Origin of the sequence: Streptomyces sp. TRM49041 (assembly GCF_008271805.1) — a bacterium.
Lineage (GTDB): Bacteria > Actinomycetota > Actinomycetes > Streptomycetales > Streptomycetaceae > Streptomyces.
In genome coordinates this window covers 52,746-74,891 of sequence record NZ_VSRY01000139.1, presented here as the reverse complement: position 1 = coordinate 74,891, position 22,146 = coordinate 52,746, and the positions used below count along the sequence as shown (strand labels likewise).

General features: G+C 70.8%; 18 protein-coding genes. 4 read left to right on the top strand and 14 right to left on the bottom strand.

From position 1 onward, the window contains the following. Positions 1-277 precede the first annotated feature (277 nt). On the bottom strand, positions 278-1,135 hold the full coding sequence (locus FVS66_RS17805) for a trypsin-like serine protease (RefSeq protein ID WP_262387053.1): 858 nt from the start codon (positions 1,133-1,135) through the stop codon (positions 278-280). A 324-nt stretch (positions 1,136-1,459) separates the two neighbouring features. Beyond that, positions 1,460-1,717 carry a hypothetical protein gene (locus tag FVS66_RS17800; RefSeq protein WP_149182157.1) on the bottom strand — a complete coding sequence of 86 codons (258 nt, stop codon included), beginning with the start codon at positions 1,715-1,717 and terminating at the stop codon, positions 1,460-1,462. A 220-nt stretch (positions 1,718-1,937) separates the two neighbouring features. Here FVS66_RS17800 and FVS66_RS17795 point away from each other — a divergent pair, with 220 nt between their 5' ends. Further along, positions 1,938-2,738: a lytic polysaccharide monooxygenase gene (locus FVS66_RS17795; protein ID WP_399225766.1), complete on the top strand. Its 801-nt coding sequence runs from the start codon at positions 1,938-1,940 to the stop codon at positions 2,736-2,738. Positions 2,739-2,766: 28 nt separating this feature from the next. Here FVS66_RS17795 and FVS66_RS17790 read toward each other — a convergent pair whose 3' ends face one another. After that, a complete protein-coding gene (locus FVS66_RS17790) occupies positions 2,767-3,567 on the bottom strand; it encodes a VOC family protein (protein ID WP_149182155.1) in 801 nt (266 codons plus the stop codon). 477 nt (positions 3,568-4,044) lie between these two features. After that, complete coding sequence (locus FVS66_RS36895) at positions 4,045-4,242, bottom strand: hypothetical protein (protein ID WP_399225780.1); 198 nt, start codon at positions 4,240-4,242, stop codon at positions 4,045-4,047. Positions 4,243-4,470: 228 nt separating this feature from the next. Between FVS66_RS36895 and FVS66_RS17780 the strand changes: the two genes are divergently transcribed. Continuing rightward, positions 4,471-5,316 carry an MBL fold metallo-hydrolase gene (locus tag FVS66_RS17780; protein WP_149182154.1) on the top strand — a complete coding sequence of 282 codons (846 nt, stop codon included), beginning with the start codon at positions 4,471-4,473 and terminating at the stop codon, positions 5,314-5,316. Between the two features lie 12 nt (positions 5,317-5,328). On the opposite strand, the gene FVS66_RS17775 is transcribed toward FVS66_RS17780, so the two are convergent. The 4 genes from FVS66_RS17775 to FVS66_RS17760 form a co-directional block, all read right to left on the bottom strand. Then, positions 5,329-5,847 carry a hypothetical protein gene (locus tag FVS66_RS17775; protein ID WP_149182153.1) on the bottom strand — a complete coding sequence of 173 codons (519 nt, stop codon included), beginning with the start codon at positions 5,845-5,847 and terminating at the stop codon, positions 5,329-5,331. 27 nt (positions 5,848-5,874) lie between these two features. Continuing rightward, positions 5,875-8,661 carry a DNRLRE domain-containing protein gene (locus FVS66_RS17770; RefSeq protein ID WP_149182152.1) on the bottom strand — a complete coding sequence of 929 codons (2,787 nt, stop codon included), beginning with the start codon at positions 8,659-8,661 and terminating at the stop codon, positions 5,875-5,877. Between the two features lie 364 nt (positions 8,662-9,025). Beyond that, a complete protein-coding gene (locus FVS66_RS17765; RefSeq protein ID WP_187645569.1) occupies positions 9,026-10,522 on the bottom strand; it encodes a vanadium-dependent haloperoxidase in 1,497 nt (498 codons plus the stop codon). 272 nt (positions 10,523-10,794) lie between these two features. Further along, entirely contained in the window at positions 10,795-11,628 is an 834-nt protein-coding gene (locus FVS66_RS17760; RefSeq protein WP_149182151.1) for an aldo/keto reductase, read from the bottom strand. 349 nt (positions 11,629-11,977) lie between these two features. Between FVS66_RS17760 and FVS66_RS17755 the strand changes: the two genes are divergently transcribed. Beyond that, entirely contained in the window at positions 11,978-12,598 is a 621-nt protein-coding gene (locus tag FVS66_RS17755) for an L-threonylcarbamoyladenylate synthase (RefSeq protein WP_149182150.1), read from the top strand. 151 nt (positions 12,599-12,749) lie between these two features. Here FVS66_RS17755 and FVS66_RS17750 read toward each other — a convergent pair whose 3' ends face one another. The 5 genes from FVS66_RS17750 to betA all read right to left on the bottom strand — a co-directional run bounded on the left by FVS66_RS17750 (position 12,750) and on the right by betA (position 19,334). Then, on the bottom strand, positions 12,750-13,115 hold the full coding sequence (locus tag FVS66_RS17750; RefSeq protein ID WP_149182149.1) for an MmcQ/YjbR family DNA-binding protein: 366 nt from the start codon (positions 13,113-13,115) through the stop codon (positions 12,750-12,752). 100 nt (positions 13,116-13,215) lie between these two features. After that, on the bottom strand, positions 13,216-14,832 hold the full coding sequence (locus FVS66_RS17745; protein WP_149182148.1) for a cation acetate symporter: 1,617 nt from the start codon (positions 14,830-14,832) through the stop codon (positions 13,216-13,218). Continuing rightward, a complete protein-coding gene (locus tag FVS66_RS17740; protein WP_149182147.1) occupies positions 14,829-15,341 on the bottom strand; it encodes a DUF485 domain-containing protein in 513 nt (170 codons plus the stop codon). Before FVS66_RS17740 ends, FVS66_RS17745 begins: the two co-directional genes overlap by 4 nt. Before the next feature lie 200 nt (positions 15,342-15,541). Further along, positions 15,542-17,671, bottom strand: coding sequence for a choline BCCT transporter BetT (betT, locus tag FVS66_RS17735; protein WP_149182146.1), 2,130 nt, complete (start codon positions 17,669-17,671; stop codon positions 15,542-15,544). 4 nt (positions 17,672-17,675) lie between these two features. Beyond that, positions 17,676-19,334, bottom strand: coding sequence for a choline dehydrogenase (gene betA / locus FVS66_RS17730; protein WP_149182145.1), 1,659 nt, complete (start codon positions 19,332-19,334; stop codon positions 17,676-17,678). A gap of 143 nt (positions 19,335-19,477) precedes the next feature. Between betA and FVS66_RS17725 the strand changes: the two genes are divergently transcribed. Beyond that, complete coding sequence (locus tag FVS66_RS17725; protein ID WP_149182144.1) at positions 19,478-20,917, top strand: aldehyde dehydrogenase family protein; 1,440 nt, start codon at positions 19,478-19,480, stop codon at positions 20,915-20,917. 373 nt (positions 20,918-21,290) lie between these two features. On the opposite strand, the gene FVS66_RS17720 is transcribed toward FVS66_RS17725, so the two are convergent. Beyond that, the gene (locus tag FVS66_RS17720; RefSeq protein ID WP_149182143.1) at positions 21,291-21,908 is read right to left on the bottom strand and encodes a TOPRIM nucleotidyl transferase/hydrolase domain-containing protein; all 618 of its coding nucleotides are present in this window, start codon (positions 21,906-21,908) and stop codon (positions 21,291-21,293) included. Positions 21,909-22,146 lie beyond the last annotated feature (238 nt).

Here is a 22,146-nt window from a genome sequence, read left to right as displayed (position 1 = left end):
ACGGGACGGCGACGGGAATGTCACCCGCCGTCCGCCCGCGCGGCCCTCCTCACCGCAGCGCCCGTAGAAGGGCCTCCTCCTGCTCCGGGGTCCGGAGCGGGACGTCGGCCTGTTCGGTGCCGGTGTTGCCGTAGGACTGGTGGGACTGGTCGCCGTTCCGCGTACTCACGTGGTCATCGCCCGGCGAGAACCTTCTTGATCATGACCAGTCCTTGTCGTGGGGCCATGCCCGACCGCCGGCCGGGCCCCACATCACGCGCCCGTCACCCGTTCGCCGTCAGGGAAGCGTCACGAACGGCGCCAGGAAGGCGCGGGCACCGTCCGAGTCCAGCCGGTATGCCACATTCGTGGCGTAGCACGGCGAGTCCCCGGTGATGGTGGTGCCCACCAGCGTCAGCCTCCCGTCCAGCAGGGCGAAGTTGGGCCCGCCGGAGTCCCCGTAACAGGCGCCGCCGTTCCCCTGCGGAGCGGTCATCGCCAGCCGCACCCACGCCGGGTTGAGCGCGTCGTACGACACCGGTGCCTTCATCCGGACACCGCCCCCGGGATGCGTGTGCCCGCCCGGCCCGCGCCGCGCCTCCTGCGTCCCGTATCCGGCCACGACGAATGATGTGTCCTTCAGTCCGCGTGGCCCCGGCGCGCCGAGCGCTCCCGCCTCGGGCAGTGTGGCCGGGGTGAACGACCAGCGCGCCGCGACCTGCGCCGCCGGCAGTTCGATCACCGATATGTCGTAGGTGTCCGAGGCGGGCCCGGGGTACTTCGGGTGGTTGTGCGCGATCCCCTCCACCGCGACCTCCCGTGCGACGGCGGCCGGGTCGCCGGGGTGACGCTCGGCCGCCCTCTCCAGCGCGCCCTCGACGTCCTGGTCGAGGGAGACATGGAACCGCACGTTCTCCGGCCAGTCGGTGGTGCAGTGTGCGGCCGTGAGAAAGGTGTCGGCGTCGATCATGGTGCCGGAGCACACCCAGTCGACCCGGTCGGGCGTCGCGGGGTTGTCGTCGTTGTCCCAGGTGGCGACGAGCGCACCGACCTCGGTGCGCTCCGGCGCCGGGGCCGCGTTGTACGAGCTGATCGCGGTGGACGGCAGGGCCGCGCCCAGGACGAGGGCGCAGGCCGCAGCGAGTGCGGCGCTCACACGGGCTGGGGTGACAGTCAAGAGAAACCCTTCCGGACGACGAGTGAACAGGCGCTTCTCCTGTGGGGTGCCGACAGTGAAACGCGCCCCGCGCATCCCCGGAAAGAGGGAAACCCCTGGCCCACCCCTACACCCCCTCGCCGCCCCCCGGCCGGCCCCGGCAGGCTCACGCGCCCGCGCACGCCGTCCGCGCCCCGCGCACGCCGTCCGCCCGGCGCCGTCCGCCGGGCACGCCGTCCGCCCCAACCGGCCGAGGGGCCGCCGAGGCGACTCGCGTACTGCCCGAAGGGCGGACGACGCACCGCCCGAGGGGCGGCGGAGCTGTCAGTCGCCCAGCGGCAGCCCAGCGGTGGGCAGACCGCCGAGGAGCCCGCCGCCGACGGGCAGCCCGGCGGGCTGACCCGGGCCGTCGCCCTTGCCCTGCGCCGGGGACCCGAGCAGCCCGGTGGAGAGGTTGGACACCACCGGCGCCCCCACGGACGCGGGCGGCGCCTCGGCGGCCGCGGGAACGGCCGCCGCCATCCCCGCTCCGGCGATGCCGACGCAGACCGTGACGAGACGGGTGCCGGTGCACATACTCATATGTCGCTCCTGAGGTTGAGGTGAGGGAAAGGTCACTTTCCAGCCGAAATCTCCAACGAGAAGGCAGGGTCGACGACACGGGGCGAAGTCCCGCCCCACCTCTTGAACTTGGTCTAGTCCAATGCGAAGCTGCCTTTGAGCCGCCCGACTTGAGGCCCCCGACCGAAGAGAAGGGACCCCCCACATGACAGCCCGCAGGACCACCCGCTTAGCGGCGGCCGTGGCGACAGCCCCTCTGCTCCTCGTCCTGACCCCCGCTCAGGCAGCCGCCCACGGCACCATGTACGGCCCGGTGAGCCGCGTCGCGACGTGCTACGCGGAGGGCCCGGAGCACCCGGACTCGCAGGTGTGCAAGGACCTCGTGGCGGCGAGCGGTACGCAGCCGCTGTACGACTGGAACGAGGTCAATATCGCCGACGCAGCCGGGCAGCACCGCCGGCTCATCCCGGACGGCAAGCTCTGCTCGGCCAACCGCGAGAAGTACAAGGCCCTGGACTGGCCCCGCACGGACTGGGCCGCCACACCCGTCTCCCCGGGCCCCCTCGACTTCAAGTACCGCGTCACAGCCGCGCATCCGGGCACGATGACCGTCTACATCACCAGGGAGGGTTACGACCCCACGAAGCCCCTGAAGTGGTCGGACCTGGACGACGCCCCCGTCGCCGTGGCCGATGTCGCCAGGACGGCCCCGAGCGGCTGGTACGAGTTCACCGGCACCCTCCCGAACAGGACGGGCCGCCACCTTCTGTACAAGATCTGGCAGCGCAACGACAGCCCGGAGGCGTTCTACAGCTGCTCCGACGTCGACTTCTCCCGCACCGCACGAGCCGCGGCGCCGCAGGCCCCCACGGAACGGCAGATCGAGGCAGGCGCCGCCAAGTCCACGGTCAGCCACGGCGGCCACGGCGGCGACACCCACGGCGGAGAGCGGACGGTCCTGCCGAAGACGCTGGCGAGTGTCGCGGCCGTGGGCATAACAGCCGCCTGCTTCCTGACGTCCCGCCGCCGCAGGACGCCCTGACGGCCGGGGCGGCCGACCGGCCCGGCCGTCAGCCCTGGCCGGACGCGGGCGTGAGCACCACGAAGTCCGCACCCGCCCGGTCCACGCAGACGGCCAGCCGCCCGACGCCCTCCGCGTCCTCCGGACCCATCTGGACGGTGCCGCCGTTCGAGGCGACCCTGGCGACCGTGGCATCGCAGTCCGCGGAGCCGAACACCGGGTGCCAGTAGGGCTTCCCGCCGGCAGGCGCGAGCACTTCGGAGGGCACCTGCATGAGGCCGCCGTGCATCCGTTCCTCGGGCAGCCCGGCGGGGGTGATCAGTGAGTACGTGCCACCTCCGCCCGGCAGCTCCATGTCCTGGGTCTGCCAGTCGAACAGATTGCCGTAGAACTCCTTGGCGGCGGCCGCGTCCGTCGTATACAGCTCGACCCACGACAGGCTTCCCGGCCCGTCCACCGTGTCGACCCCCTTGGTCGTGCCCGGCTGCCACACGGCGAACTGGCCGCCCTGGGGGTCGGTGTACTGCGCCATCCGGCCCTCACCGTCGGCGTCCATCGGATCGACCCGCACCGTGCCGCCCGAACGGCGCACGGCCTCCGTAGTGGCGTCGGCGTCCGGCGTACAGAAGTAGATCATCCACGCCGAACGCGCCCCTTCCTCCGTCAGCCGCCCCAGCCCTGCGACCGTCCTGCCGTCCAGCTTGAGATAGCCGTAGTCCGCCGCCTCGGGGCTGAACGCCTGGAACTCCCAGCCGAACACGGAGCCGTAGAACTCGGCCGCCGCCCGGACATCGGGCGCGCCCAGGTCGAGCCAGCACGGGGAGCCGGTGGCGAAGTCAGTGGTGATCACGAGAATCCTTCCGTCACGGGGCAACAGGTCCCAGGGAGCGAGGCAGGCGTGGAGCCCTACGGCAAACAGCGTGGCACCAGGACCCGCCACCCGCGCCCGGTGACGGACGAACCGGTGACGCCCCGGCCGCACCGAACACCCCTGAGCCGTGTCGAGGGCTTCCGACAGCGCCTCCAGTGCGTCGAGGACCTGACACGCCCCGTTCCGGCAGGTGGGCCTCCAGGCAGCATGGTGGCCCGCGCGAACCGGGCGAGCGCCGCACCGGAGGCGTCGGCGGCCGCCCGGGACAGTCCCCGCGCCGGACCGCTTCGTGCGCGGCGCGGTCGACGGCCTCCTGCCAGGCGGGCCGGGCGTACCGGGCCAGGACCTCGGAGCCGTACCGGGCCGTCGCGACCAGCCACTCGGCCGGCCGGCCGCGCAGCCGCGGCGTCTCCCAGGCGGGGTGGACGGCGTAGGCCGGCATCGCGAGGACCCCGCTCAGCAGGGCCCGTGCGGCGGCGTATCCGGACCGCGTCGGCAGAAACGTCCCGAACGCGCTGACAGCGGCGAGCCCGGCCGAGGTGTACGTGCCCGGGTCCGCCACCCGGACGACCCCGTCGCCGGCGCCACGCCCACCAGAGTGCCGCCGAAGCGGGCTACGGACCGGGCGTACGTCTGACCGAAATCGGGCCGCATCGTCATGAGGGAGGTGAGCGGTGCCCAGTAGCCGTGGCCCAGCGGCATGCCGCAGGAACGGCGGACAACGCCGAGTCCGGCAACATCCGCCTGCGCGCACCGCGCTACGACGCCGGGACCGACAGGTAACCACCAGCCGGAGGCATGGCCGGGCCGGTTGCCGGTCGACGGCAGGCAGGGGTCGGCATGCCCCCTCGGTCACTGGATCAGGCGTTCTACACTCCCCGGATGGCCAACGATCTGCGTTTCACGGTTCTGGGCTCCGCGACGCCGTACCCGACCGTGGACAACCCCTGTTCCGGCTACCTGGTCTCCTGCGGAGACACCCGGGTGTGGGTGGACGCGGGCAGCGGAACGCTGGCTCAACTGCAGCGACATGTCAGGCTGGACGAGCTGGACGCGATCTGGATCTCGCACCTGCACGCCGACCACAGCGCGGACCTGCTCACCGCCTACTACGGCGCGCTCTACGCCGACATCGAGCTCGCCGCTCCGATCCCCCTGTACGGCCCGCCGGGCATCGCCGACCGGCTCGCGCACTTCCTGACCAACACCACGACCCGCAGCCCGGTCGAATCCGCCTTCGCCGTCGAGGAACTGCACGACGGACACCACGTACGTGTCGGCGCGCTCACCCTCACCAGCCGGGCGGTGGCACACGGCATCCCCTCCTTCGCCCTGCGCGTCGACGCCGCGGGCCGGTCGCTCGTGTACTCCGGGGACACCGCACCCTGCCCCGCCCTGACGAGTCTGGCCGAGGACTGCGACGTGCTGCTGTGCGAGGCCGACAGCGCGCAGGCACCGACCGAGGGCGAGCAGGTGCACCACACACCGGAGGACGCCGGCGACACCGCCGGCGCGGCCCGCGCGCGACGGCTGGTCGTCACGCACGTCGGGCGGTTCCTCACGCCGCGGCAGGCAGTGGAACGCGCCTCGGCACGGTTCGCCGGTCCCGTCGACCACGCCGAACCCGGTGCCACCTTCTCGGCCGGCCGGGAGGCCATGGCCTCGACGCGGCTCCCCGGCACGCGAAGGCCCCCGGCCGGTGAGAAGCCGGGGGACCTTGTCACATGAGCGGCCGTGGGATCACTCGCCGCGTACGGTGAAATCGCACCAGGCCGTCCACTCCGAGACGGCCGGGCCGTCCTGGACCCGGACGCGCCAGCGGTAGTCGCCGCCCGTCAGCTCGTCCCGCGGCAGCTGGTAGGCGGCGTTCTGGCTGGTCTCGCTGACCAGTTGCCTGCGCAGCACCCGCTCGCCGTTCGCCCGCTCGACCTCGAAGACCACCCGGCGGCCGGGCCGCCCCGGTGCTCCGGGCTTCTCGACGGTGCCGGGCGGGGCGACGGCCTCCAGCGTGGCGGCCAGCGTCGCCGAGCCGGACGTGACGACCGGCTTCCGCGGCGCCGCACAGAACTGGAAGCCCGCGTAGGCCCCGTCGGAGACCCGGGGATTGTCCGGCGTGGCCAGCAGCGTACCGGGGTCGGCGGGCCGCGCGGCAGCCCGCGTGCCGGCCGTGCCGGGGTCCGCCAGGGACAGGGGCGCGGCGATCCCGGCGGCGGCCAGCGCGGCGACGACCGCCAGGGACGCCTTGTTGAACAGACGCATGGTTTCTGTCTCCTCCTCTGTCCTGCGCTACTTGACGTAGAGGACGTGGTCGGGGCTGTCGGTCGGGGAGACCGCCACGCACTGATAGCCGCTCCAGCGGTGCTCGGCGACGAGCCGCTTGCCGAGCGCGTCACAGCCGCCCAGGTTGTGCAGATCCTCGTACTCGACCCAGTCCGCCGCCGAGTTGGGCGTCAGCTTGGTCGTGGCGACCCGCTCGGCGACCTTGACGCCGCTGGCGACGCCGTCCGTGCCGTCCCACCGGTAGTGGACACCGAGCCAGACCCGGCCGACGGAGTTCTCCTCGGCGGCCGACGAGAAGCTGGCGAAGGTACGCGTCACGCCCAGGGCGTGCGGGTCCTCCGTCGTCCCGGTGAAGGTCATGCTGTCCGTGCCGAACCACTGCTGCATGACCTTGGCCCAGGCACCGCCGAACGTGGCATGGCCGGAGACGAACGCCGGGAAGGCGGGCGAGAAGTGCCGGCCGTCCCGGTCGTGGGACAGCGGCTGCCAGTTGGGGTCGGCCGTCGTCGCCGTGTTGCCGTCCCCGTCGAGCCTGATCGCGCTCTCCGGACGCCACAGGTCGATGTCGGTCAGGTACTTGCTGTCCCACGCGGCGATCCCCGCGTCGGCCATGGCGAACGCGACCAGCGCGAACAGCTTGGCGTTGGCGGCCACGGACAGGCGCTGCTGCCGCGACAGGATCTGCGCGAACTCGAACAGCTGCCCCGGCGGCTTGTACGTGCCGTCAAGGTCGTTGGCCCAGAACAGCGCGGCCTGCGTCTGGTCGGCGGTACGCGACGTCGACTCGGCGCGGCCGACGTCCTTCACCTCGTTCACCTGCGCGGCGTACGCGGAGCCGGCCAGCAGGCCGTCCATGGTGGTGTGCCCGCCCGGCCCGGCGGGCCGCGCCTGTGAGCCGGACGTGAGGGCGAACGGCTTGACCAGGCCCCAGCCGGGGGTGGTCGCCGGGTCGCTGTCCGTCGGGCGCCAGTAGCCGGGCGTCTCACTGCCGGTGTACGCGACGGTGGTCGCCGCGCCGTCGCCCTGGCGGGCGCCGAGCATCGCCGCCGCGGCCTGCTGGCCCACGGACGTGCCCGCGGCACGCTGCTCCGCCGTGACGGCGGCGGGGATCGTGGAGCGTGCCCGGGAGAGCTCGTCGTCGAAGTCCACACCCGGGAACACCGCGCGCAGCACGTCGAAGGCGGCGTGGTCGACGGCGCTGTTGATGTCCGGCAGGGCGCCGTTGGAGGCCGTCGCCTTCGTCAGATAGGGGGCGCCCAGGCAGCGGGTGGCGCCCTCGGCGCACTTGGCGGAGTTCGCCGCGTCGTAGACGGCGCCGTGCATCATGGCCCCGGCCCGTGCGAGCGGCCCCGGCGCGCCGCCGGCCTCGCGGAAGGTCTGCTGGAGGACGTCGTTCCAGTAGACGACGTGGTCCTTGACCGGGTCGGCGGGGGTCTCGTACGTCACGAGGATCGACGGAGCGTTGGCGGGCGCGTCGCTGGACGCGAAGATCTTGAAAGACTTGTAGTCGGCCTCGTCCGTGGCCCGCAGACCCAGGGTGTCCACCGTACGGTCGACGCCGGACCACTGCTTCACCACGGAGGTGATGTCCTCCGAGATCCAGCGCGGACCGCAGTCGGTGTGACCGTGGGTCGCGGTGGAGGAGGCCGCCTTGGTGCGCCAGACCGGCTGGCTGCTCCAGCGGGTGGACGACGACGCGGTCCCGGTGTCCCAGACCTCCCAGGAGCGGGCCTCGCAGGAGTCCGACCACACGGCGTACAGGTTCAGCTCGGCGTTGAGGACGTCCTGCCCGGTGACCGCCGCGTCGCGCGGGAACGAGATGAACGACCTGGCCTCGTCCTTCTGCCACTCGCGCCCGACGCGCAGGCCGACGTCGGCGGAGAGATCGGCGGTCTCGCCGTTGACGACGGTGGTGTCGAAGTTCGTGCCGAAGTAGATCGCAGGGTCGATGGTGACCGGGTACCGCGTGTCCTTGTCCGCGAGGAAGCCCCGGTCGGCGGAGACGGCAAGAGTGTACCCGTCACCCTCCGCGTCCGGCGCGATGTCGAGGCCGACCGTCGCCCGGTTGGTCGCGGCTCGGCCCCGCTCGTCCCGCGAGGCGTCCCACATGACGGGCGTCGGCAGCTTGCCGACCGTCTTGTCTGTGGCGGCGTCGGTGAAGGTGAGGGAAGTGTCGGCGGCGCTCTTGGTCACCTTCAGCCCCTTGGCCCTGAGCGGCAGACTGAAGCCGGCGGCACGCGCGGCCGCCGCCCGGTCCTTGACGACCAGGAACTGCTCGAAGCCCGTGCGGGTGGCCTCCACCACGAGGTCGGTACCCGGGAGTGCGTCGACGTAGGTGGCCTTGTTGCCGTCGAGGACCGGCTGCGGCAGCGCGCCCCGCCAGCCGAGGCCCACCTCACGGTCGCCGGTGCCGAGGGTGACCAGGTCGCCGCCCCCCGCGCCGGTGCGGCCGGCGAGCCGGAGACCGCGTGGGTGGCCCTTGGGACCGACGGAGCCGTCCGCGCCACGGACGAGGGTGGTGTCGACCGGCACCCAGTCGCCGCCCTTGCGGAAGCGGACGGGTCCGGCGTGGGTCTCCAGCGACATGGTGCCGTCGGGGTTGGCCCACAAGGTGGTGTTCTCGGTACGGGCGCCGACCACCTCGACACGGCGGTCCTGCGCCCCGGCGGTGAGCCGTGCCGCGGCCTCCTCACCGATGGGCGCGGCGGGTGTCGCCGCAGGCCCGGCCGCGGCAGGCACGGCTGCGACGGGCGCGGCGACTGCCGCGATCAGGCTCGCTTCGGCGAGGAGCACGAGGGCAAGGGGACCGGCAAGCCGCCGCCCGGATCTCCCGCCCTTGGGATGAGTCCATCTGCGCACGTGGTTCAGCCTCCAGAACAGTCCGACGTGGAACAGGCACTCGAAGCGTCACGGCGAGCGCTGGAGATCAGCCAACGTGCGGGACAGACTTTGTCAGTCGCACGGCGACAGAGCGCGAGGCGAACGGCAACGCACCTCGCCGTGGGCGGCAACACTGGAACGCGATGCGCCTCGACCGAGCGGCCGCGGCCCGGCCCGGGCGGCCCGTGCCTGCGTGCACAGGTCCGGGCCGGCCGCTCTGGCGGGTGGGTCGACGGTCGCCGGGGGCCGGGCCCGCGCGGGGCCCGGCCGGGCGGCGTCAGATGGACATCGTCGTGCCGTCGAAGCGGCTGAGCGTGAACTCCGCGTCCTCCAGCGTGGACTCCTTCGCCTCCCGCAGCAGGCCGATGGCGATGTCCTCACCGAGCCGTACGGCCTGCGTGTAGTCCGTCCGCCAGTGCACGCCCGCCATGCTGCGGCCGATGGCGATGTTGGAGGCGACCTTGTCGAGCTCGCCGCCCACGGTCAGCCGGCCGGCGTCGGGCCCGGTGTACGGCTCGAGGGCGGTGCCGTCCGTCGTGGGCACGACAGGGTCGCGCAGGACGTGCGACACGTCGAACCACGCCTTGAGGATCGTCACGCAGGCCACCGCCACGGTGGCGTGTCCCGCGCCGTACGCCGGGTGCGTCGGGCTGCCTTCCGGGAACGCCTGCGGCAGCAGGTGGCTGCCGTACTTCTCGAAGACCCGCTTCACCGCCACCGAGTCCAGCACCTCGCGGTCGATCGGGTACTCGCGCCGGCCGCGCAGCTGCAGATGGACGCGGCCGCCGAACTCCTCCGGGCGCAGCCGCCGGTGCACGTACCACTTCTGGAACCAGACGGCCTTGAGGGCACGTGTCGCCACCTCGGTGACCAGCGACAGGAGGTGCGGCCCGCCGTACGTACCGAAGCCGGTCTGGTTGCCCGAGAAGGCGTACGGGTTGCCCGGGTCCGTCGGCGCGTCGCTGCCGAGCAGGATGAGCGCCGCGTTGAGGTACGCCTGGTACAGCGCGTCGAAGTGCACGTAGTGTGCCAGGTCGCGCGGGCTCTGGAGGTACCGGCGGGTGGTGAGGTCACGCTCGTCGGGGTCCGGTTCGGAGCCGTTCTGTACTTCCAGCCAGTCACCCCAGGTGGTCAGGTGGTCCATCGGTCGGACCAGGGTGTCCTGGAGCTGCGGGACGAGCAGCGTGCCGTACGGGATGTCCTTGAGCAGGAACTGAGACAGATACGGCCCCGCCAGGTCCCCACGGGTGTTCCCGCGGAACAGCGTCTCCGGCGTCACCTGCCCGCCCTGCCCGGGCCCGCGGAAGTCCGACATCCGGCTCAGTTCCGAAGCCGCCTCGGCGACCGGCTCGCTGTCACCGAACCGGGTGAACAGTACGTCCCGGCAGAGCGCCATCCAGTACAGCTCGACGGCCTCGGCGGAGACCTCCGCGCTGTCGATGCGCGGTGCCGGCGGCATGGTGAGGGCCTGGGCGTCCGGTCCCTGCGGGTCGAAGGAGAGCCCGGCCTGCGGGTTGACGAGCTTACGTGTGTCCCCGAGCGGAATCCGCTCGAAGTCCTCGTGGCTGCCGGTGGCCAGCGCCCGTCGCAGCAGCCGGTACGCGCCCGGCTCCACCTCACCGTACTTGTTGTGGGGCAGGCCCTTGGAGTACGTGGCGAAGAGCGGGTGGTCCGTTTCCTCACCGTTGGCGATGTGGAGCGGAGCAGGCCGCTGGAACTGGGCCTCGGCGGCCCGGACACGTGCGTCCCGTGCGGCGAAACGACGATCAGCCATGCGTGAATCCCCCCGTGGATTCGCGAGATGCGAAACGGCATGGTGCGAAGTACGTGCCGTGGGGGCGCGGACCGCTCCCCCTCACTCAGTAAGACTCACGTTCCGCCCAGGATGTTGCACGCCACGCGCACTCACGGAAACCTCCACATACGGGACATCGCCCTCCGTATGCCCCTGATCTGAAGGCCGCCGCCCGCCTGGGTGAGTCGGCGTGCGGCCGCACGGCCCACCGCACGCGCCGTATCGCGTCCATCGCCGCCGGGGGAGGGGTCTCAGCGAGACCCGAAGACCGTCGGGTCGGGGCCGATCCGCCGACCCTCGTCGAGGGCCGCGAACGCGGCCATGTCCTCGGCGTCGAGCTCGAAGTCGAAGACCTCGATGTTCTCCCGGATCCGCGACGGGGTCACGGACTTGGGGATGACCACGTTCCCGAGCTGAAGGTGCCAGCGCAGAACCGCCTGCGCGGGGGTACGGCCGTGCTTGCGGGCGACGGCCACGACGGCCGGCACCTCCAGCAGGCCCTTCCCCTGCCCGAGCGGCGACCATGCCTCGGTGGCGATGTCGTGGCGGGCGTGGAAGGCACGGGAATCGGCCTGGGCGAGCTGGGGGTGCAGCTCGATCTGGTTGACGGCCGGCACGACGGAGGTGGCGTCGACGAGCCGCTCCAGGTGCTCGGGCAGGAAGTTGGACACGCCGATGGCACGGGCACGTCCGTCGGCGAGGATCTTCTCGAACGCCTTGTACGTGTCGATGTACGCGTCAAGCCGCGGCACCGGCCAGTGGATCAGGTAGAGATCGACGTAGTCGAGCCCCAGCCGCACCAGCGAGGCGTCGAAGGCGCGCAGCGTCGAGTCGTAGCCCTGGTCGCTGTTCCAGAGCTTGGTGGTGACGAACAACTCCTCACGGCCGATCCCGGACGCGGTGATGGCCTGTCCGGTACCCCGCTCGTTCTCGTACACGGCAGCGGTGTCGACACTCCGGTAACCGGCTTCCAGAGCGGCACCCACCGCACCGGCCGCCTCGTCGTCCGGCACCTGCCAGACTCCGAAGCCGAGCTGCGGCATGGTGACACCGTTGTTGAGGATGATGGAGGGGACCTTGCTCACGGGTAGTCGATCCTTACGTCGTCGATGGATACTCCAGAAATCAACGATCACACCCCGGCCCGCATTCCTGCACACCCCGCCGGCCCAACAACTCGGGCTGTCTGCAGCCGACCGGGCGGACCGCTCGTCAACAGCGACGGCACCTACCCGGGGTTTCGTGCGTTCACTGTGATCTCCCGCGTGCTTCCGCCGCCGGATCGTGCCCGTCACCGGCCATGGGGTGGCGGCCTGCTGCGCTCAGACAGGGACCGCAGCCGGGTGACGTACCGGCGGGTGGCGGGCCGGACGTGAGAGTGACGGAACGGGCAGGAGGGGCACCTGTCGTCGACACTGGGCGTAGGCTCGGCGGATGGCGAAGTACTTCGATGTGCACCCCGACCACCCCCAGCGACGCGCCATCGGCAACGTGGCCGACAGCATCCGCTCCGGCGCGCTCGTCGCCTACCCGACGGACTCCTGCTACGCGCTCGGCTGCCGACTGGGAAACCGCGAGGCCCTGGGACGGATCCGTACGATCCGAGACCTCGACGACCGGCACCACTTCACCCTCGTCTGCGAGAACTTCGCCCAGCTCGGGCAGTTCGTACATGTCGACAACGATGTGTTCCGGGCGCTCAAGGCGGCCACGCCCGGCCGCTACACGTTCATCCTCCCCGCGACGAAGGAGGTGCCGCGCCAGCTGCAGCACCCGAAGAAGAAGACCGTGGGGGTGCGGATTCCCGACCACGTGGTGACCCGGGCACTACTCACCGAGCTCGGTGAGCCGCTGGTGTCGAGCACGCTGCTGCTGCCCGGCGAGAAGGAGCCCATGACACAGGGCTGGGAGATCAAGGAGCGGCTCGACCACGTCCTCGACGCGGTGGTCGACTCGGGCGACTGCGGGACCGTGCCGACCACCGTGATCGACTTCTCAGGTGGCGAGCCCGAGATCGTCCGCCGCGGGGCCGGCGACACGGCACGGTTCGAATAGCCACTCCCAAGGGCACGCTCCCCCTGGATGTCCCCTGCGCGGGCCCGCCCCGACGGACGGCTGTCGAGCCTGGGCACTGCACCGGGCACCAGGAAGGGGCTGCCGTGCGAGCAGTGCGCCGCCACGCCGCTGAGCGAGTGCCGTCGCGCGGTCACTCGCCGGGCGCCGCGCCAGGGCGCAGGCCGGGGTACTTCTCGGTCAACCTGTCCGGCGCCGCCTGCCGCCACGAGTCCACGACGATGTCGCGCAGCTCGTCAAGGTCTTCCAGAGCACCGAGCCGTACCCTGACCCACGCGGAACTCGCCTCGTGCGGCGGGACCCAGAACTTCTCCGGCTCGGCGGCGATCAGCTCTCCGCGCTCCTGTCTGGGGCAGCGCACCGCAATGGACGTCTCGTCATCGGGAATCGTCAGGTACATCTTCCCGGCCACGCGGAACGTGGGCATGCCCCACGCCTCCTTCTCCACCGTCTCGGGGAAGGACATCGCGACACGGCGGACCACCTCGGCATCGATCATGCCCGTCACGTTAAACGCCTCCACTGACATCCCCCGTTCAGCCGCCGACCCCCGCCGCCAGGCCCCTGGCGTACCGGCCGACTGCCTCGGCTCGCCGCGGTCAGGACCGGGTGCCGTCCGCCCCGGTCGGCGTGCCGGCCAGGAAGATCGGTTCCACCTCCTCGTAACGACGGCGCTGATCCGCCGCGCCCCGGTCGTGGAGCACCGTGGCGAGCCAGCCGGCCAGGAAGCCGAGCGGTACGGAGACGATGCCGCTCGTGGTGAACGGGAACCAGTTGAAGTCGTGGTCGGGGAAGACGGACTGCGGTGATCCCGACATCAGATTGCTGCCGGCCATCAGGATGAGCGAGGCGGCGGTGCCCACGATGAGGGTGGCGAGCAGGCCCGTACGGGTGTAGCGGCGCCAGAAGAGGCTGTAGACGAGCGCCGGGGCGATCGCGGACGCGCCGACGCAGAAGGAAAGTGTGAGCAGCGCCTGAAGGTTCAGGTCCCGGGCAGCGGCCGCGAAAGCGATCGCGAGGAGACCGACGCCCGCCGCTGCGGCCCGCGCGATGGCCGTCTCCGTCGAGTGCTTCGGGGCCGCCCTGCGCAACCCGTGCGCGATCAGATCGTGCGCCAGGGTGTTGGCGCAGGCCAGGGTGATCCCGGCGACCGAGGCGAGCAGAGTGAGGAAGATGGCTGTGGCCACGGCCGTGAACAGCAGCGTCTCGATGGTGTCGGGGTCCGTGCCGAGTACGGCCTGAGTGACCATCAGAAATGCGGTCTGCCCCTGCGGGTCACCGGCGACCAGCCCCTTGTGCCCGACGATCGCGGCCGCTCCGAAGCCGATCACGGTGAGCAGCAGGCAGGTCACGACGACGGTCGAAACCGCCCAGGACATCGAGCGCCGCACGGCCGCCGCGCTGCGCGAGCTGAACATGCGCATCGTGATGTGCGGCAGCACCGCCGCGCCCAGCACGATCGTCAACTGTGTTCCGATCATGTCGAGATCGTCGCCCGCGAACTGCAGCCCGGATGCAAGATACGCGTCCCCCGCCCCGCTCCCGCGTTGGGCGGTGTCCAGCAGCACGGGCAGGCTGAAGTCGAACCGGTTGAGCACCAGCACCGCGATGGCGGTGGCCGCGCTGAGCAGGACGACGGTCTTGACGATCTGGATGAACGCGGTGCCCTTCATCCCGCCGATCGCCGCGTACACGATCATCAGCAGGCCGAGGGAAACGATCGCCCCGGACTTGAAGCCGTCGGAATGGAAACCGAGTACGACGGCGAGCAGGTCGCCCGCGCCCGCGAGCTGGAAGATCACCAGCGGCAGCAGCGCGGTCAGTGTGACCGCGGTCGTGGTGATCCGCACGGCGGGACCGGCGGCGCGGCGGGTGAAGACGTCACCGAGCGTGAACCGGCCGGCGTTCCGCAGAGGCTCGGCGAGCAGGAACATCATCAGGACCAGTGAGAGCACCGTGCTCAGGGCGAGCGTGACGCCGTCGAAGCCGAGGAGCGCGATGATGCCGATGGTGCCGAGCACGGTGCCGGCCGAGATGTAGTCACCCGCGATGGCGAGACCGCTCTGCACAGGCGACAACGAGCGGTAGCCGGTGTAGTACTCGCTCAGGTCCTCGTCGTCGGGTCCGGTCATCACACACAGCAGCAGCGTGACCGTGACGACGGCGATGAACGCGATCAGCGACATGGTCTGGGCCTGGGAGCTGAACTCGGTCATGACCGCGCACCTCCCGTGGGCGCGCCGGGCCACTGTGACTGTCCCCGGCCGAGGGGCCGCCCGGGAGCCTCCGCCCAGGGGCCGCCGCGGGGCCGGGCCGTGCGGGTCTCCTGCGGGGCCCGACCGGTGTGTTCACGGATGGACGCGGTGAGCGGGTCGATGCGGGAGCGGGCGATGCGTTCGTACAGGGCGATCGCCGCGAGAGCCACGGGGAGCTGGCAGAGCCCCAGCAGCAGGCCGGTGTTGAGCCCGCCGCTGATCCGGCTGGTCATCAGCCCGGGCGCGAAGGCGGCGAGGAGGAGGAAAAGGGTGAAATACCCGAGTGCGGTGAGCGTCGCGACACGGCGCAGTCTGCGGTAGCCGGAGCGGAGCGCGGCGAGGTCGCCGTGGGGCGAGTGCGGCTCAAGCGGGTCTTCACGCTGCGGCGGGGGCGCGTCCCAGGGGTGAGTGACCGGCTTCCAGGCTCCGGGCGTGGGGGGCGGATCCGGGAAGGGCTGGTGGTACGACATGGAGGTTGCTCCTTGCCGCCGTGGGGGAGGCGGGCGAGTGCGGCTGGTTGGTGCGCGCATGTTACTTGCCGGTAAGAGCGGTGGTACAGGGTTGTACCACGGACTGGATGGTCGTTCCGCTCACTGGATGGTGCGACCTCAAGCGGGCGCGGCACCCTGTGCGGTCCGGGGCGGCGTCCGGACCGCACGGTTGTCAGGCGTCAGATGTCCTTCTCGGGCAGGTGCACCTCGGCCGTGTCGGGCCGATGGTCGGGCAGCGAAGAGCGGGCCGTGGCCTCGCGGTGCAGCCGCAGGAACTCCAGGTGCCGCTCGTACTGGTCGAGGATGTTGCCGATGAGCTGCTCCTTGCTGTAGCCCATCACGTCGTAGCCCTGGCTGCCCTCGGCCAGGTGCACCTCGAAACGCACATATGTGTCGTGCTCCGTGACGGCTCGGATCGCGAACCCCGGGGTGGCCACCTCCACCGGCCACACGCGGTAGACGAAGACCTCGGTTCCCCCCATCGGAACCCTCAGTTCCATGTGTGGGACGCCCACCTCCTCGTCCACCCCCTCGACGATCGATGCCTCCGCACCCTGCCGGCTCAGCTCAGCCGCGACGTCCTGGAACGCCGGGCGGCATACCTCGTCCAGAAACCTGGTCGCGGCCCGCTTCGTGGGGAAGCTCATCGCCCTCGCGAGGCGCCGCCGCCAGTTCCACTCCGCGGTCTGGCCGCGGTTCATGGTCCGTCCCGACAGCGACGACGGCAGGGTGGTGGTCAGCGCGTCCTCCCTCATCCGTTCGATGCGCAGCGCCTTGTACAGGCCCCAGATGATGAGGAACATCACGAACGAGAACGGCAGGCCCATGATGATCGTCGCGTTGGTCAGCGCCTGCACACCACCGACGAGGAGCATGGCCAGCGTGAGCAGTCCGGTCGCCGCCGCCCAGAAGATGCGCACCCAGGAGGGCGCGTCGGTCAGTGGGGTGCGCAGATGGGAGCTGAGGTTGCTCATCACCAGCGCACCGGAGTCCGCCGAGGTGACATAGAGGAGCAACCCGACGAAGGTGGCCAGTCCGGCGCTGAACGTTGCTCCGGGGAACTGGGCGAGCAGCTCGTAGAAGCCTTGTTCGGGGGCGTTCGCGGCGGTTGCGCCGAACTCGGCGTTGCCGGCCCGCACCAGGCCGAGCGCGCTGTTGCCGAAGACGGACAGGAAGGTCAGAGTGAACAGGAACGGGATGACCAGCGTCGCCGCCACGAACTGCCGGATGGTGCGGCCGCGCGAGATCCTGGCCAGGAAGAGCCCGACGAACGGTGCCCAGGCGACCCACCAGGCCCAGAAGAACAGCGTCCAGGCGTTGAGCCAGTCGGTCGGCTGGTCGTAGGCGAAGGTGTTCAGCGTCATCGACGGGAAGCGGCTGACGTAGTCGCCGATGTTGAGGATGAGGCTGTTGAGGAGCCGGATGGGGCTGTCGACGAACAGCATGTAGAGCATCAGGATGATGGCGAGGACGACGTTCAGTTCGGACAGCCGCCGGATACCCCGGTCCACGCCCGCCACGGCGGATACGGTGGCCAGGACCACGGCGACGATGATCAGGCCGATCTGCGCGGCGGTCCCCTGGGGGACGTCGAAGAGGAACGTCAGCCCGTAGTTCAGCTGCACGACACCGATGCCGAGCGACACGGAGATACCGAAGACCGTGCCCAGGATGGCCGCGAGGTCGACCGCGTCGCCGACCCGCCCGTGGATGCGTCTGCCGATGATCGGGTACAGCGCGGACCGGATCGCCAGCGGGAGGCGGTAGCGGAAGGCGAAGTAGCCGAGCGCCATGCCCATCAGCGCGTACATCGCCCATCCGGTGATGCCGTAGTGGAACAGCGTCCACACCACCGCCTGCCGCGCCGCCTCCACGGTCTGCGGGTCTCCCTCCGGGGGCGCGAGATAGTGGGTGACCGGCCCGGCGACGGAGAAGAACATCAGGTCGATGCCGATACCCGCCGCGAACAGCATGGTCGCCCAGGCGAACAGCCCGTAGTCGGGGGTGGAGTGCTGCGGCCCGAGCTTGATGGCCCCGTACCGGGACGCCGCCACGAACACGACGAACAACAGGTACAGGGTGGCGGCGAGGAAGTAGTACCAGCCGAATCCCGAGGAGATCCATCCCACCAGTACGCCGATGGCGTCCTCGGCGCCTGTCGGGGTGATGATCGCCCAGATCGAGATGGCGAGGATCAGCACCGACGACCCGAAGAAGACGACGGGCTTGAGCCTGCTGTCCCTCCCCGGGGCCGGTGCCGTGGGGTCCTGCTGCTCCGCCGCGTCGCCGCTCGTCCGATCGATCGACACGGTGTCAGTTCTCCGGTGTCCGGTGCCGGTAGAAATCGACCGTGGCCGGCGCCAACGGCGTGTTGCCGAGAATGAGGTCGGCGGCCTTCTCGGCGAGCATCATCACCGGGGCGTAGATGTTCCCGTTGGTGAGGTACGGCATCGCCGACGCGTCGACCACCCGCAGCCCCTCGACGCCGTGCACCCGCATGGACGTCGGGTCCAGTACGGACATCTCGTCGACACCCATGCGGGCGGTGCACGACGGGTGGTAGGCGGTCTCGGCGTCGCGGGCCACCCAGTCCAGGATCTCCTCGTCCGTGTTCACCCCGGGACCGGGAGACAGCTCGCCCGCGTCGTAGTCGGCGAAGGCCGGCTGGGACAGGATGTCCCGTGCGACGCGGATCGCCTCCACCCACTCCTTCCGGTCGTTGGGGGTGGAGAGATAGTTGAACCGCAGCGCCGGATGCGCCTTCGGATCCCGGGATTTGATTTTCACCGACCCGCGCACATCGGAGTACATGGGGCCGATGTGCACCTGGTAGCCGTGCTCGGCGCCCACCGGGGTGCCGTCGTAGCGCACGGCGATGGGCAGGAAATGGAACATCAGGTTGGGGTACTGCACCGTCTCGTTGCCGCGTACGAATCCGCCGGCCTCGAAATGGTTCGTAGCCGCCGGTCCGGTGCGAAAAAGCAGCCACCGGAGCCCGATCGCGGGGCGGTGGGACCATTTGAGCGCCGGATTGTACGAGATCGGCTGCTTGCAGGCGTGCTGCACATAGACTTCCAGGTGGTCCTGGAGGTTTTCCCCGACGCCGCGCAGCTCGTGCACCATGTCGATACCCAGCGGCCTGAGTTCGTCGGGGTTCCCGATACCTGACAACTGCAGCAGTTGTGGCGTGTTGATCGCGCCGCCGCAGAGAATCACCTCGCCGCCGTGGGCCTGCCGGTGTTCCCGGCCCCACCGGCGGTAGGCCACCCCCACGGCCCGCTTGCCCTTGAACAGCACCCGGTCCACCTGCGAGAAGCACTGCACCGTGAGGTTCGGCCGCTTCTTCACCGGATGGACGTAGGCACGCGCGGCCGACCAGCGCCGCCCCCGGCGGATGTTGCGGTCGAAGCGGGCGAACCCTTCCTGCCGGTAGCCGTTGACATCGGAGGTCAGCGAGTGGCCGGCCTGCTGCGCCGCCTCCAGAAACGCGGAGAAGAGCGGGTTGGTCGCAGGACCGCGCTCCAGCCACAGCGGGCCGCCCTGGCCGCGCCAGTCGTCGGCCCCGGCCACGCAGTGCTCCATCCGCTTGAAATACGGCAGGCAGTGCGCGTAGTCCCAGGATTCCATTCCGGCATCGGCCGCCCAGCGTTCCAGGTCCATGGGATTACCGCGCTGGAAAATCATCCCATTGATGGAACTCGATCCGCCGAGCAGTCGCCCCCGTCCGTGGCTGACGCGCCTGCCGTCCATGAAAGGCTCCGGTTCGGAGTAGTAGCACCAGTCGTAGAACCGGTTACCGATGACCATCGTCAGCGCGGCAGGCATATGGGTGAGGATGTCCCAGATCCAGTCCGGCCGGCCCGCCTCCAGCACGAGGACTTTGTTGCCCGGGTCCGCACTGAGCCGGTTGGCCAGTGCGCAGCCTGCCGAGCCTCCGCCGACGATGATGTAGTCGTACTCCGTCCGGCCCATGCCGCTCCTCGGGTTCTTTGCGCTCCCCAGCGTGACGCGCTAAAGATAAACGGCGAGGAATTTCTGCGCACAACGGTGCCGGCTACATTCGGCTCAACCGGGGAAGGACTGCCACGTCCAGTCTGTTCATCGGCGGAAAGTGGATGGCCGCCTCCGGTGGCGCCACACGCGACATCCTGAACCCCTACGACCAGTCCGTGGTCCGAACGGTCGACGAGGGAGACCGGGCCGACGCGCTCGCGGCCGTGGCCGCGGCGAGGGCCGCGTTCGACCACGGAGCCTGGCCCTCATGGACCCCGCGACAGCGCTCCGAACTGCTGCACAGAACGGCGGATTACCTCCAGCGGGACCGCGCGGAGATCGCCCGGCTGGAGACGCGGGACACCGGCAAGACACTGGTCGAGAGCGGTATCGACGTCGATGACGTGACAGCGGTTTTCCGCTACTACGCGGGCCAGGCCGAGGCGGACGCCGGGCGGGTGGTGGACGCGGGTGACCCGAGGGTGCGCAGCCGTGTCGTCCACGAGCCGGTCGGGGTGTGCGCGCTGATCACGCCCTGGAACTACCCGCTGCTCCAGGCGTCGTGGAAGGTGGCCCCCGCGCTGGCCGCCGGAAACACCATGGTCGTCAAGCCGAGCGAGATCACCCCCCTGACCACCGTCAAGATGGTGGAGCTGATCGAGGAGGCCGGTGCACCCGCCGGCGTCGTCAACCTCGTCCTCGGCGCGGGCGCGACGGCCGGCGCGCCGCTGGTCGAGAGCCCCCACGTCGACCTGGTGTCCTTCACCGGCGGGCTGTCGACCGGACAGATGATCATGCGCACGGCAGCCGACACCGTGAAGAACGTCGCCCTGGAACTGGGCGGCAAGAACCCCAACATCGTATTCGCGGACGCCGATGTCGAGACCGCCATCGACCACGCCCTCACCGCCGTGTTCTTCCACGCCGGGCAAGTCTGCTCGGCGGGCACACGGCTCATCGTGGAAGACTCCCTGCACGACGTGTTCCTCGCCGAGCTCGTCGACCGGACCGAGCGCATCAGGCTCGGCAACGGGCTCGACGAGCACACCGAGAGCGGCCCCCTCGTCTCCGCCGAGCACCGCGACAAAGTCGAGTCCTACGTCCGACTCGGCATCCAGGAGGGCGCGAAACTGGTCGCCGGCGGCAGACGCCCCGACGAACCGGAGCTGCGCAACGGCTTCTTCTACCGGCCCACCGTGTTCGACGACTGCACACAGGACATGCGCATCGTGCAGGAGGAGACCTTCGGACCCATCCTGACCGTCGAGCGCTTCACCGACGAGGACCGCGCCGTCGAGCTGGGCAACCACACCGACTACGGACTCGCCGGCGCCGTATGGACCACGGACACCGCCCGCGCCGAACGCGTCGCACGGCGCCTGCGGCACGGCACGGTGTGGATCAATGACTTCGGCCCGTACCTGCCACAGGCGGAATGGGGCGGCTTCAAGCGCTCCGGCATCGGCCGGGAGCTCGGCCACGAGGGCCTCGCCGAGTACCGCCAGACCAAACACATCTACGAGAACACCGCCCCCACGCCACAACGCTGGTTCGCCCGCTGAGGCCCCGGCCAGCCGTCACGGCTGCCGGTCCGACCAGCACCCGCAGCGCGAGGACGCTCCCCGCCGGGCGCCCGGCGACCCGCCGCGGCCCGACGCCGCGCGGGCCCCGTACTGTCCCCGCGGCGACCCACCGTTTGTCCCTTCAGGAGCCCGGCAGACGCGCCGGCCCGCACCGTCGGCACGCGAGCCGACACCGTCCTCGGCGCCGCCTCGGCGTGCTCCCGGGAGGCCCTGGGGCCGTGTACCCCCCTGCCGCCCCTTCCGGTGCCGGGCTCGCCCGGGCCCGGCACGGCACCCGTCTCCCCCGATCACGACAAGGCCCCCGCCGACCACCGGCCGTAGCAGCTGCTGCCGACCTCGATCAGCGCTTCGATCAAAGGCTCGCGAGCAGACTTTCCAGGGGAGCAGGTACCCGCTCGGAATCGAGGGCCTCGACCAGGAGGCGGCCGTAGCGGATCTTGCGGCCCTTCTTCGTGCCGAGGAAGCGCCGCATCTGTTGCTGCGGGGGCCGGCCCTGGTGTGCGGGCTGGCGCACGAAGGTCTCCCAGGCCGGGAGCTCACCCTCGGCCCGGACGATCTCCTCGACCTGTGCCACGCCCAGCGCCCGGATGAGTTCGTCCTCCAGGTCGGCCACACACACGAAGAACCCTTGGCGCGGCGCGCGCGCCCGCTCAAGACCGCGGTCGTAGAAGCGCTGCTCGCCCTCATCGCACAGTCCGGTGAGGCGCAGCCCCAACCCCGGCGGCCCGAGGAGGCCGGCGTAACGGCCGACGCTCATGGCTCCGCCCATGGGCATGACGCACACCCCCTCGGCGGCCAGGTCCCGGCCATAGCGGGCCGCCAGCGTCTCGACGGCGGCGAGGTCGCTCGCCCCTTCCAGCAGCACCGCAGTGCGCACGCGCAGCCGCACGGCCAGCTCACCGGCCGGCCCACCGGGGCTGCCCGCCGCCCAGCTGGTGACCGCGTCCCGGAACGCCTCCATGTCCGCCATGGGGCGATTCTGCTCCGGCGCGGCGGCCGCGGCACGCGGTTTTTCGTCGGCCGCCCCGGAAGGGGCTCACATGAGGCAGAAAAGCGGCTCTGCCCGTTCGCGACACCTCGTCAACTGCGAGTCTCCAGCAACCCCAACCACCCCGTACAGACCCGGGCCCTGCACGCCTACGTGCGGTGGCACGAGCCGAGCCCCGTGAAGTGATCTGAGTCACGTCCTGTCACAGCGACCGATGACG